The following is a 10,780-nucleotide window of genomic DNA, read 5'->3' as shown; positions in this document are numbered from 1 at the left end:
TGATCTTCGCGCTGGTCGTACCCCCGGGCTCGCACCGTCCCCGGGTCGCTTGGACCGGCACCGCGCCTCTAGGCTGTGCCTGTCCGGTCGGGGCCAGCGTTACTCGTCCCCATCGACACGGCATTCAGGATAACGCAGTACGGCAAGGCGTACCGCTGATTATGTGGGAGGGCGCGGCCATGGCCGAGCGCACACGAGGCGCGGTGCTGGTGACCCTGGCGGATCGTGAGGACGCCGACGAGCTGGCCGAGCAGCTGTGGGAGCAGGGATACGAGCCGTGCCGGGTGCACCGGGACATGCTCGCGGGCGAGGACGACGCCGAGGACGTGGACTGGGTGATCGAGGTGCTCACCGGACCGCACGGCGGCCCGGCGGTCTTCGACGAACCGCATCTGGCGCTGCTCGCGGAGGACTACGGCGGGTTCGCCGCCGCCGAGTGACATGATCCGGGCCACGGGTGGTCGATTGCCATGCGCCGGTTGAGCTCCTAGGCTTCGCCGCACCACTCACGGCACCGCGCCGGGGGCGAACTCGCAGTTCCGAAGGGGCGCGGAGCAGATCGTGAGTCGCGCGAAGGGGAGTGCGATGAACACCACCGAAGCGTCGAGGCTACCGATCCGTCCCGGGGAGGACCCGTGGACCCCGAAGGAGCTCGCGGAGGTCCGCGAACAACTGAGGACCGAGGTCGGGTTCCAGCGGGAGAAGGTCCAGGAGACCGAGGACGAGGTGGCCGAACGGCTCCAGGACCCCGTCGAGGGCGCCGGGGACGATCCCGCCGACACCGGTGCGAAGGCCTTCCAACGCGAACACGACCTGGCGTTGGCCTACAATACTCGTGACCTGCTCGCCGAGGGCGAACGGGCGATCGAACGAATGCACGCGGGAACCTACGGGGTCTGTGAGTCATGCGGTCAGGCCATCGGGAAGGCACGCCTTCAGGCCTTTCCCAGAGCGACCCTGTGCGTGACCTGCAAACAGCGCGAGGAGCGTCGCTGACCGAGGTAGAGCCCCCTGGGGACGACAACATGACCACGACCGACGACAAGACCAAGGCCCGGCCGCGCAGGTACCTTCTCCTGCTGCTGGTCGCGCTCGTGGCGATCGCCGTCGACCTCGCCACGAAGGAGTGGGCCCTCGCGGCCTTCAGGCCGGGCGAGAGCGTCGACGTGATCGGCAGCTTTCTCCAGTTCACCCTGGTCTTCAACACCGGCGCCGCTTTCTCACTGGGCACCGGCTACACCTGGGTGTTCACCATCATCGCCAGCATCGTCGTCCTCGCCATCGGTTACATCGGCTGGCGCGTGCGCAGCGTGTGGTGGGGCGTCACCCTCGGCCTGATGATGGGCGGCGCCGCGGGCAACCTCGTCGACCGTTTCTTCCGTGACCCGGCGCCCCTGCACGGCGCCGTCGTCGACTTCATCCGGGTGCCGAACTGGCCGGTGTTCAACATCGCCGATTCCTGCGTGGTGGTCGGGGCCTGCCTGGTGGTCGCGCTGACCTTCAAGGGCCTCAACCTGGACGGGACGAAGGTCGTCGACGAGGACACCGCCAAAGCCGAGGCGAACACGGAGAATCCGGACGCCGACGGTGAGGGGAAGAAGGCCGAATGAGCGACATCAGGAACCTGCCCGTCCCCGACGGCCTGGAGGGTGATCGACTCGACTCCGCCATCGCGCGGTTGTTCGGACTCTCCCGTACGCGGGCGGCCGAACTGATCGGTGACGGCGGCGTCCTGTTGGACGGCGCCGAGGCCGGCAAGTCCGACCGGGTCCAGGCCGGGGCCTGGCTGGAGGTCACCCTTCCGCCACCGCCCACCGCCCCCGTGCCACGCCCCGACCCCGTCCCCGGCATGAGCATCGTGCACGAGGACGCGGACATCATCGTGGTGGACAAGCCGGTCGGTGTGGTCGCCCACCCCACGGTCGGCTGGACCGGGCCCAGTGTCCTGGAGGGACTGCTGGCCTCCGGGGTGCGGTTGGCCACCAGTGGCGCCGCCGAACGCCAGGGCATCGTGCACCGCCTGGACGCCAACACCACCGGACTGATGGTGGTCGCCAAGAGCGAGACCGCCTACAGCGTTCTCAAGCGGGCGTTCAAGGAACGCACCGTGGACAAGCGCTACCACACGCTGGTCCAAGGCCACCCGGACCCGCTGCGCGGCACCGTGGACGCTCCGATCGACCGGCACCCCGCCGGGGACGGCCGCTGGGCCGTGGTCGCGGGCGGACGCGACTCGGTGACCCACTACGACACACAGGAGGCCTTCCGGGCCGCCAGTCTGTTGGAGATCAATCTGGAGACCGGGCGCACCCACCAGATCCGGGTGCACATGTCCGCGCTGCGTCACCCCTGTGTCGGCGACATGCTCTACGGTGCCGATCCGACCCTGGCCGAACGGCTGGGTGTACGCCGTCAGTGGCTGCACGCGGTCCGCCTGGGCTTCGAGCACCCCACCGAGCACCGCCCGGTGGAGTTCTCCAGTCCCTATCCGGACGACCTGTCCGCCGCGGTCGACAAGCTTCGCGAGGACTAGGACGGTGCGTGGTCGGCGCTTCGTTCGACCATGGGGATCCTTCACTCGCAGGGGAGAACGCCCGTGCCCGCTTCCCGGGCACGGGCGTTCTTCATGTGAGGGCCTCTACCGGGTTCAGGACCGGCCTTCGGTGCCGACGGTGGCCCTGGCATGGGCACGTCCGCCGCTCCCTCGGGGACGTCGCACTCGTACCACTCCCTGGCACAGCGCGGCGCCCACGATGATCACCAGCGCGCCCAACGGCTGATTCCAGGTCAAGGTCTCGCCCAGGAGGACGACCCCGGCGGTCACCGCCACCACCGGCACCGCGTAGGTGACGGTGGTGGCCACGGTCGCTCCGGCCCCGCGGACGATCCCGTACTGGAGGATGTAGGCGAAGCCGGTGCCGAGGGCGCCCAGGGCGGTCACCGCCAGCACCACCTGCCAGGTCAGACCGGTGGGTACACCACCGGACCACGGGACGATCAGCAGCAGGGGCAACGAGCCCAGCAGAAGCTGGAGGGCGCTCAGTTCCAAGGCGCTGTGCGAGGTCCCGGCGACGAACCGGCGCAGGTAGGGAGTACCGATCCCGTAGCAGACGGTGGCTCCCACCACCAGGAGCATGCCGAGCATCGCGTCGCGGTCGTCCACGGTCACCGTGGCCAGGGAGTTCCACACCCCGAAGACGGTGAGCACGCCGAGGAAACCGATCGCGAGCCCGAGTACGCGTTCGCGGTCGGGTCGTTCGTCGGACAGCAACAGCATCGAGAACACCACGCCGAAAAGTGGGGTGGAGGCGTTGACGATCCCCATGAGCGCGGACGGGATGAGTTTCCCGGCGAACCCGAACAGGGTGAAGGGAATCGTGTTGAGCAGTAGAGCCGCCACGAACAGGTGACCCCACAAGCGGGGGGAGGTGGGCAGCCGACCCCCGCGCAGGAACAGGACGGCCACCAGGGGCAGCGCACCCAGGAGCATGCGTCCCAGGGACAACTGCACGGGGGTGAGGACCTCCGCGCCGATCCGGATCAGGACGAAGCTCATCCCCCACACCAGGGTGAGCAGCACGAACTTCGCGCGCCACCCGGACAGAAGGCGTAGCGGTGCGGCGGTGGTCGTGACGGAGGGATCCGGGGAGGTCTTCATGAGACGGTTCTATCCCCACCAAGGCCATTAGGTCTACTTCATTCTTCTAAAGTACTCGGTTAGTATTTCTTACATGCTCAGTGTCGACCGGCTTCGCGTCCTCCACGCCATCGCCGTACACGGATCCCTCAGTGCCGCCTCCCAGGCCCTCCACGTCACCAACTCCGCCGTCTCCCAACAGCTCACCAAGCTCGAACGCGAGGTGGGTCAGCGCCTGGTGGAACGCAACGGACGTGGTGTGCGGCTGACCGACGCCGCCGAACTCCTCGTCGACCACACCTCCCGCATCCTGTCCCTGGTCCACCGGGCCGAAGCGGACCTGGAGGCCCATCGCGACGACGTCACCGGACACCTGCGCCTGTCCGCCACCCCCACCGCCGTCCGCGGGCTCTTGCCCCGAGCGCTGCCCGCCCTGCGCGACGCCCACCCCGGGCTGCGCGTGGAGCTGTACGAGGAGGAACCCCACGAGAGCGTGCCCACCATGGTCCGCGGTGAGGCGGACATGGCCATGGTCGTGGACTGGATCGGTCGCCCCCTGCGCCTGCCCGAGGGGATGACCCGTGCCCCGCTCATGGACGACATCGGCGACATCGCCCTGCCCGCAGACCACCCGCTGGCCCACCGCGAACTGCTGGAACTGGACGAGATCCTCGACCTGCCATGGATCAGTTGGGGACGCGGTTCCATCTGCGACGACTGGCTGCACGACATCATCCGACAACGCGGTGGGGAACCGAACGTGGTGCACAACGTGGAGGAACACCAGACCAAACTGGCGCTCATCGCCGCCGGGATCGGGGCCGCCGTCATGCCCCGTCTCGGCCGCGGCCCCCTGCCCGAAGGGGTGCGGGTCGTCCCCGTCCAACCCGCGATGGTCCGCCAGGTCTACGTCTTCTGGCGCACCGACGCCTCCCGCCGCCCGGCCATCCGCGCCGTCGTCCGTGCCCTACGCGAGGCCACCGCCCACCACACGCCCTGACGGCCACTGCCGGAAGTGACGCCCGGTGGGCCGCGGCCCTGTCGTGCGGGGGCGATGGAGATCGATCGAGCGGTGGACCGGGAAGGGTGACCGGCCCACCGCTCGACACACGAGCGTCACCGTCGGCGCGGGCCCGATCAGCCCGGTCCGAGCAGGTCCGACATGGTGGTGGTCGGGCTGATCACCTCCGGGTCGGTGCGCACGTCCACCAAGGTCGGCGCATCGGCGGTGATCGCCTCGGCCAGGGCCTTCTCCAACTCCTCCCTGGTGTGCACGGTGGCCCCCCGCGCGCCCAGGGAACGGGCGTACCCGGCCAGGTCCAGGGGTCCGCTGATCTCCGTCCCCGCGAGCCGACCCAGCTCACGTGCCTGGTGCATCGCGATCGTGCCGTACAGGCCGTTCTGGAACACCACCACGGTCACGGCGGCGCGCATGCGCACCGCGGTCTCCAGCTCCTGTCCGGTCATCAGTGCCCCACCGTCACCGGCCACCGCCACCACGGTGCGCTCGGGGGCGGCGATCTTGGCCGCCACCGCCGCCGGGACGGCGTAGCCCATGGCCCCGCTGGTGGGGGCGAGCTGGGTCCGTGGATGCCGGAACCACCAGCCGCGGTGCAGGAACGACGCGAAGTTGCCCGCGTCGTTGGTGAGGAGGGTGTCCTCGGGCAGCGCCTGGCGCATCCCGGCCACCACCGACCACGGGTGCATGCGGTCCCCCTGGTGCTCGGCGACCTCCCGGGGCGGGGTGGTGCTCTCCACCCACAACCGCCGGGCCGCGCTCCAATCCCGGTAGGGCACCTGCCCCGGTGCGTCGGCCAGGGTGGACAGGGCCTTGCCGGCATCGGCCACGGCGCCCAGCCACACCGGGCAGGTCGCGCCCACTTGTTCGGGGTCGACGTCGATCTGCGCCACTCGCGTCCGCCCGTCGGACTCCGGCAGCAGATACCCCTGCGTGGTGGTCTCGCTCATCCGACATCCGACCACCAGGACCGCGTCGGCGTCGGCCAGCGCGCCCAGGACCGCGCTGGGAGCCCCCAGCCCCAGGTGGCCCAGGTACAGGGGATGGTCGTTGGGGAACACGTCCTGACGTCGCCAGGCCGCGTACACCCCCGCGCCGTAGCGTTCGGCCACCCGCACCAGATCCTCGCGCGAGGCGCGCGCGCCGCCTCCGGCGATGATCACCGGCCGTACCGCCCGGGTCAGCCAGGACGCCAACCGGTCCCGGTCGGCCGTGTCCAGCGGTGGTCGAGGCACCGTGAACGGCTCCGGTACCGGGCGCTCTCCCAGCCGCTGTCCGAACAGGTCTCCCGGTACCGCGATCGCGACCGGGCCCGGGCGTCCGGTGGTGGCGATCCGGATCGCCCGCGCGGTGATCTCCGGCAACCGGTCGGCCCGGTGCACGGTGGTGGACCACTTCGTGATCGGTGCGTAGAAGGCGGTCAGGTCCACCTCCTGGAAGGCCTCTCGCCCCAGCCGTTCGGTCTCGGCCTGGCCGAGGAACACGATCATCGGGGTAGAGTCCTGCATCGCGGTGTGCACGCCCACCGCCAGGTTGGCCGCGCCCGGGCCGCGGGTGGCGGCGGCGACCGCCGGGACTCCGGTGAGTTTGGCGTCGGCCTCCGCCATGAAGGCGGCGCCGCCCTCGTGCCGGGTGGAGACCAACGTCATCTCCGGGTGGTGGTCGATGGCGTCGGCCAGTTCGAGGAAGCTCTCCCCGGGGACGGTGTAGCAGCGTCTGATCCCGGCTGTGGCCAGGACTTCCACGGCCGCGTGCGCGGCGGTGTCGGTGGGGGGTCGGGGCCGTTGTGCGGCAGGGGCCATGGAGGCGGGTCCTTCCATCGTCGCAAGGTCCTCTCAAGGCGCACCCGGGGCCAGGGTGTGCCCCAGGTGCATGCGGCCGACTCTCGCAGGCGGCCCATGGCCGGTCAAGGGTGCGCTTCGTGGCCTGTGGACAACTCCCCCCAAGCCCTCTCGAATCCGTTGACCGGCCCGACGCTCACAACCCCAGGGCCCGCAGGGCGGCCGTGGTGGCGGCTGCGGCGACCACCACGACCAGGAAGGGCGCCCGCAGCACCAGAGCCAGCACCGCAGCGCCCACCCCCGCCATGCGGGCGGTGTCCCAGGCCAGGGCCTGGCCCTCACCGCGCAGCGCCTCCACCGCGATGAGCGCGGCCAACAGCGCCACCGGAACGGCGATGGCGAACCGTCGAAGCCAGGGGTTGTCCAGGAGCCGTCGGGGCGCGGCCATGCCCGCGTACTTGAGCAGGTAACAACCCGCGGCGGTGGCGATCAACGCGATCCACAGGGTCATGACCCCACCTCCTCGTTCCGGCCCGACACGGGGCCGTTCCCGTCGACCGGACCGGGAACCCGCGGCTCCGGACCGAACAGTGCGATCAGCCCGGCAGAGGCGGCCAGCAGCACCGGTACCCCGGGCGGCAGGATCGGGGTGGTGGCCAGCGCCACGCCCGCGCCCAACAGGGCGATCAGCCGAGTGCGTCCACCCTCGTCACGCAAGCGGGGCCACAACAGCCCCAGGAAGATCGCCGGACCCACCGCGTCCAGCCCGAACGCGTCGATGTCGCTCACCCGCTCGGTGGCCAGGGCGCCCAACAGGGTGAAGGCGACCCAGAACGATCCCAGCACCGCGTAGGTCGTCACGAAGGCGATCCGAGCCGACTCCCGGTCCGGCTGGGCAAGGGTCACCGCGGTGGTCTCGTCGATCACCCCGTGGGCGGCCAGCGCCCGCTTGGCGCCCCGCCACCCCAGCACTTCGGTCAACCGCAACCCGTACAGGGTGTTACGGGCGCCCAGGAGGAGCGCGCCGAGCGCGCCGGCGGCCAGGTTCCCACCGCCGGCGATCACCCCCACCAGGGCGAACTGGGAGGCGCCGGTGAACATGAACAGGCTGAGGAACACGGACTGGGCGGGGGACAGCCCCGCGGCCACCGCGGCCGTACCGAAGGCCAGGCCGGCGGCGCCCACGGCGACGCCGATGCCCAGGCTGTCCCGGACGGCCGGGGAGCGCAGCTGCGACAGGATACTCACGTTCGCCCACGTTAGACGGGTTCGCGTCATCGGTCTTGAACGTTCTTGCGCCCTCCTGGTGAGGTCCGTCACCCGCCCCGCGGGGGACGGTCACCCAGGTCGCGCCGGTAGGCGCCGGGCGGCACCCCCAGATGGCGGCGGAAGTGTCGAGTCAGGTGGGGCTGGTCGGCGAAGCCCACCTCCGTGGCGACCTCCCCGACCCGTCTTCCCTCAAGGAGCAGAGCTCGGGCCCGGTCCACCCGCAGTTGGTTCAGGTACGCGTGCGGGGGCAGCCCATAACGGGCGCGAAAGGCCCGGTTGAGGGCGAAGGGGCCCAGGTCCACGTGGGCGGCCAGCTCCTCCAGGGTCGGAGGGGCGGTCAGATCCCGCGCCAGCAGGTCGCGCGCCCGCAGCACCTCGGGGCGCGCGGTCCTTTCCGCGGCGTCCGGGACCCGCTCACGGCCGTGCGAACGCAGCAGCATCGCCAACCCCTGTCGGGCCAGGGCGGAGGAGGTCAACCGGTCCCCGCGTTCGGCGGCCCTGTGCGCGGCGACCAGGACCCGGGACACCTCCGGGGCGTCGATTCCCGACTCGCGAAAGCCGGGCGTTCCCCGCATGCCCAGTTCACGGCCGATCTCCTCGACCACCTCGGGGGAGGGGTAGAACACCCGGTAGTCCCACCCCTCGGGTACACCGGCGTGCCCGGTGTGCACCTCGCCGGGGGCGACCACGGCCAATCCTCCCGGGCCGACCCGGGAGCGTCCGCGCGGGTGGGTGTACTCCTCGATCCCGCCGGTGATCATCCCGATCGTGTACGTGGGGTGGGTGTGCCGGGTGAAGGCCGTGGTGACGAACCGGGCGGTCAACAGTTCGGTTCCGGGCAGGCCGGAAAAGCGCCAGTACCGCGCTTGTTCCACGCGCGGATCCTCGACGGTGGGATGGACCTCGCTCGGCGTACCCATACCCCCAGGTTAGGGCGTGGGCGCCGGTCGGTGGCGGGGGAGGGCTCCGTTAGTCTGCGCCCATGAGCAAGCCACAGATCCTTCGCGCGCGCGGGGAACGGGACCGTGCGGCCGTCTTCGTCATCAGGGGTGCGGTCTTCGTCGCCGAACAGCGGGTGCCCATCGCCGAGGAGTGGGACGAGCGCGACACCACCGCCGAGTTCCTCCTGGCCAAGGAGGGCGACGTGCCGGTGGGCACGGTCCGGCTGGTGGACCAGGGTGAGGGCGTGGGACTGCTGGGACGCATGGCGGTTCTGCCGGAGGGGCGCGGCAAGGGGATCGGTGCGGCCCTGGTGCGCGCGGTCGGGGACCTGGCAAGGGAGATGGGACTGAAGAGGGTCGAGCTGCACGCGCAGACCCACGCGCTCGGCTTCTACGAACGGCTGGGCTATGTCGCCCACGGACCGGAATTCCTCGACGCGGGGATCCCGCACCGCCACATGGAGCACGAGCTGTCCTGAACCGTCGTCGGTGGTCCCCGTCTCCGGTGCGTGTGACGGGGAGCGCACCGCCGTGTCACGGGAAATCGGAATACTACCGAGTACGATTCGGTTTTGACGTTGAGCCAGGCCTGACCCCGGGCCGACGCCCACGAACTTCGACGAGGAACACATGACGGTCAACACGCAGCCGGCCATCGAGACGCCCGACCCCCGGGCCTACGGCCTCCCCTTGGTCCAGGGCACCGAGATCCCGGCCGAACTGCGCTCCCTGGTCTCCCGCGTGCACGACCTCATCGACGCCGTCGCCAACACCGAGGTCGACACCGACACGCTCGCCGAGACCGCCGCCACCGTCGAGGGCCTCACCGAACGACTCAACGTCGCCCGCCGTCAGATCGGCACCATGGTCTCCCGCGAGCTCGGCGATGGAACCACCGAGATCGGCACCATCACCAACATCGTCGCCGGCGACACCAACCCCGCGGCGCCGCGGCTCGCCCTGATGCGCACCGATGAGGGCCTGCGCGCCGAGATCACCCTCAACACCATCTACCAGGGCCCTCCCGGGCTAGTGCACGGCGGTTGGATCGCCGCCATGCTCGACCAGGCGGTCGGAAGCGTCTCCGCCGTCGAGACCAGCCCCGGCCTGACCGCGAACCTGGAGATCGACTACCGCAGACCGACCCCGCTGTTCACCCCGCTGGAGATCACCTCGTGGGTGGAGCGGGTCGAGGGCCGCAAGGTGTACGTCGCCGGACAGATTCGCGCGCACGGCAAGATCACCGCGGAGGGCACCGCGCTCATGATCCGTGTCGAGGTCCCCGAATAGCCTCCTCGGCTTCGGTAGCGGGTACGATCGTCCCCATGACCCACCGCTATTTCGTGTTTAGTAAGCCGACGGACCCGTCGGCCGCTTCCACGTAGGCGGAACCAGGGGAACGTCGGCAAGGGAGCACTCGGGCAACGCCCGGTGCTCTTTCGCTTTTCCGGGCGGCCGACGCCCCGCTTCCCCCGCCCTCGGGGACGTACGGCCGCACCGCGCACCCGTACACACCGAGGAAGGGCCCACCGTGCACGACCACCGCATCCCGCCGCAGACCGACGAACACATCGCCCACCTGCGCGGCCGGATCGACGTACTGGACGCCGAACTCGCCCAGCTCCTCGAACGCCGTGCCCTGGTCGCCGCCGAGGTGCAGCGGCTCAAGCCGGTCGGCTACTTCGCCGGACGGGACTCCGAACGCGAGCGCCTCCTGGTCGAGCGCATGGCCGCGCACGCGCCCCGTCTCGGGCCGGACCGGCTCGCCGCCATCATGGACAGCGTCATCAGCGCCGGACTCGACGCCGCCCAGCAGGAGGCGACCCGCTGAACCACGATGACGCTTCTTGCTCGCAGCGCTCGCCGGGTTCGGTGCCAGGTTCGCTGCCGGGTTCGGTGCCGGGAGGGGCGCTGGGAGGGGCGCCGGGTTCGGTACCGGGTTCGGTGCCGGGAGGGGCGCTGGGAGGGGCGCCGGGTTCGGCGCCGAGATGGGTGCTGCGATGGGTGCTGCAAGCAGGATCTACTGGTTCAGTGTGGGGGCGCCTGAGGCCGAGTTCCTTGGGGTTGTTGGGCGTCTCTCGGGTGTGTTGGTGGGGCGCCTGAGGGGGCGGTCCTGCTGGTTGTTGGGCGGGGC

The 10,780-nt window shown here is 70.6% G+C and carries 13 protein-coding genes; 8 read left to right on the top strand and 5 right to left on the bottom strand.

Going from position 1 to position 10,780, the window contains the following annotated elements; translation table 11 throughout:
* Positions 1–179 precede the first annotated feature (179 nt).
* The 4 genes from BQ8420_RS12095 (at position 180) to BQ8420_RS12080 (ending at position 2,533) form a co-directional block, all read left to right on the top strand.
* Positions 180–440, top strand: coding sequence for a hypothetical protein (locus BQ8420_RS12095; RefSeq protein ID WP_087098503.1), 261 nt, complete (start codon positions 180–182; stop codon positions 438–440).
* A gap of 145 nt (positions 441–585) precedes the next feature.
* Positions 586–996 (top strand): TraR/DksA C4-type zinc finger protein, encoded by a 411-nt coding sequence (locus BQ8420_RS12090; protein ID WP_087098436.1) that lies wholly within the window; start codon positions 586–588, stop codon positions 994–996.
* A 29-nt stretch (positions 997–1,025) separates the two neighbouring features.
* Positions 1,026–1,610, top strand: coding sequence for a signal peptidase II (gene lspA / locus BQ8420_RS12085; protein WP_087098434.1), 585 nt, complete (start codon positions 1,026–1,028; stop codon positions 1,608–1,610).
* Positions 1,607–2,533 (top strand): RluA family pseudouridine synthase, encoded by a 927-nt coding sequence (locus BQ8420_RS12080; RefSeq protein WP_087098432.1) that lies wholly within the window; start codon positions 1,607–1,609, stop codon positions 2,531–2,533. The genes lspA and BQ8420_RS12080 overlap by 4 nt, the downstream gene beginning before the upstream one ends.
* A gap of 114 nt (positions 2,534–2,647) precedes the next feature.
* On the opposite strand, the gene BQ8420_RS12075 is transcribed toward BQ8420_RS12080, so the two are convergent.
* Positions 2,648–3,658, bottom strand: coding sequence for a DMT family transporter (locus BQ8420_RS12075; protein ID WP_087098430.1), 1,011 nt, complete (start codon positions 3,656–3,658; stop codon positions 2,648–2,650).
* Positions 3,659–3,731: 73 nt separating this feature from the next.
* On the opposite strand from BQ8420_RS12075, the gene BQ8420_RS12070 reads away from it, so the two are divergent.
* The gene (locus tag BQ8420_RS12070; RefSeq protein WP_087098428.1) at positions 3,732–4,637 is read left to right on the top strand and encodes a LysR family transcriptional regulator; all 906 of its coding nucleotides are present in this window, start codon (positions 3,732–3,734) and stop codon (positions 4,635–4,637) included.
* Positions 4,638–4,774: 137 nt separating this feature from the next.
* On the opposite strand, the gene BQ8420_RS12065 is transcribed toward BQ8420_RS12070, so the two are convergent.
* The 4 genes from BQ8420_RS12065 to BQ8420_RS12050 all read right to left on the bottom strand — a co-directional run bounded on the left by BQ8420_RS12065 (position 4,775) and on the right by BQ8420_RS12050 (position 8,625).
* The gene (locus BQ8420_RS12065) at positions 4,775–6,457 is read right to left on the bottom strand and encodes a thiamine pyrophosphate-dependent enzyme (protein ID WP_087098501.1); all 1,683 of its coding nucleotides are present in this window, start codon (positions 6,455–6,457) and stop codon (positions 4,775–4,777) included.
* Positions 6,458–6,632: 175 nt separating this feature from the next.
* Positions 6,633–6,947: an AzlD domain-containing protein gene (locus tag BQ8420_RS12060; protein WP_087098426.1), complete on the bottom strand. Its 315-nt coding sequence runs from the start codon at positions 6,945–6,947 to the stop codon at positions 6,633–6,635.
* Positions 6,944–7,684: an AzlC family ABC transporter permease gene (locus BQ8420_RS12055; RefSeq protein ID WP_087098424.1), complete on the bottom strand. Its 741-nt coding sequence runs from the start codon at positions 7,682–7,684 to the stop codon at positions 6,944–6,946. Before BQ8420_RS12055 ends, BQ8420_RS12060 begins: the two co-directional genes overlap by 4 nt.
* 68 nt (positions 7,685–7,752) lie before the next feature.
* Positions 7,753–8,625: an AraC family transcriptional regulator gene (locus BQ8420_RS12050; RefSeq protein WP_087098422.1), complete on the bottom strand. Its 873-nt coding sequence runs from the start codon at positions 8,623–8,625 to the stop codon at positions 7,753–7,755.
* Between the two features lie 62 nt (positions 8,626–8,687).
* Here BQ8420_RS12050 and BQ8420_RS12045 point away from each other — a divergent pair, with 62 nt between their 5' ends.
* The 3 genes from BQ8420_RS12045 to BQ8420_RS12035 all read left to right on the top strand — a co-directional run bounded on the left by BQ8420_RS12045 (position 8,688) and on the right by BQ8420_RS12035 (position 10,477).
* Positions 8,688–9,125: a GNAT family N-acetyltransferase gene (locus BQ8420_RS12045; protein WP_087098420.1), complete on the top strand. Its 438-nt coding sequence runs from the start codon at positions 8,688–8,690 to the stop codon at positions 9,123–9,125.
* 151 nt (positions 9,126–9,276) lie between these two features.
* Complete coding sequence (locus BQ8420_RS12040; RefSeq protein WP_087098418.1) at positions 9,277–9,936, top strand: PaaI family thioesterase; 660 nt, start codon at positions 9,277–9,279, stop codon at positions 9,934–9,936.
* Between the two features lie 241 nt (positions 9,937–10,177).
* Positions 10,178–10,477: a chorismate mutase gene (locus tag BQ8420_RS12035; protein ID WP_087098415.1), complete on the top strand. Its 300-nt coding sequence runs from the start codon at positions 10,178–10,180 to the stop codon at positions 10,475–10,477.
* Positions 10,478–10,780: the final 303 nt, after the last annotated feature.

It is taken from the genome of Nocardiopsis sp. JB363, assembly GCF_900143625.1.
In the GTDB taxonomy this organism is placed as follows: domain Bacteria; phylum Actinomycetota; class Actinomycetes; order Streptosporangiales; family Streptosporangiaceae; genus Nocardiopsis.
Note: the sequence above shows the minus strand (reverse complement) of the source record. Positions and strands in the feature narration are given on the sequence as shown.

Excerpts from the sequence above, each read along its gene's own strand:
- BQ8420_RS12095 (WP_087098503.1), top strand. The coding sequence starts at position 180 with ATGGCCGAGCGCACACGAGGCGCGGTGCTGGTGACCCTGGCGGATCGT.
- BQ8420_RS12090 (WP_087098436.1), top strand. The coding sequence starts at position 586 with ATGAACACCACCGAAGCGTCGAGGCTACCGATCCGTCCCGGGGAGGAC.
- lspA (WP_087098434.1), top strand. The coding sequence starts at position 1,026 with ATGACCACGACCGACGACAAGACCAAGGCCCGGCCGCGCAGGTACCTT.
- BQ8420_RS12080 (WP_087098432.1), top strand. The coding sequence starts at position 1,607 with ATGAGCGACATCAGGAACCTGCCCGTCCCCGACGGCCTGGAGGGTGAT.
- BQ8420_RS12075 (WP_087098430.1), bottom strand. The coding sequence starts at position 3,658 with ATGAAGACCTCCCCGGATCCCTCCGTCACGACCACCGCCGCACCGCTA.
- BQ8420_RS12070 (WP_087098428.1), top strand. The coding sequence starts at position 3,732 with ATGCTCAGTGTCGACCGGCTTCGCGTCCTCCACGCCATCGCCGTACAC.
- BQ8420_RS12065 (WP_087098501.1), bottom strand. The coding sequence starts at position 6,457 with ATGGCCCCTGCCGCACAACGGCCCCGACCCCCCACCGACACCGCCGCG.
- BQ8420_RS12060 (WP_087098426.1), bottom strand. The coding sequence starts at position 6,947 with ATGACCCTGTGGATCGCGTTGATCGCCACCGCCGCGGGTTGTTACCTG.
- BQ8420_RS12050 (WP_087098422.1), bottom strand. The coding sequence starts at position 8,625 with ATGGGTACGCCGAGCGAGGTCCATCCCACCGTCGAGGATCCGCGCGTG.
- BQ8420_RS12045 (WP_087098420.1), top strand. The coding sequence starts at position 8,688 with ATGAGCAAGCCACAGATCCTTCGCGCGCGCGGGGAACGGGACCGTGCG.
- BQ8420_RS12040 (WP_087098418.1), top strand. The coding sequence starts at position 9,277 with ATGACGGTCAACACGCAGCCGGCCATCGAGACGCCCGACCCCCGGGCC.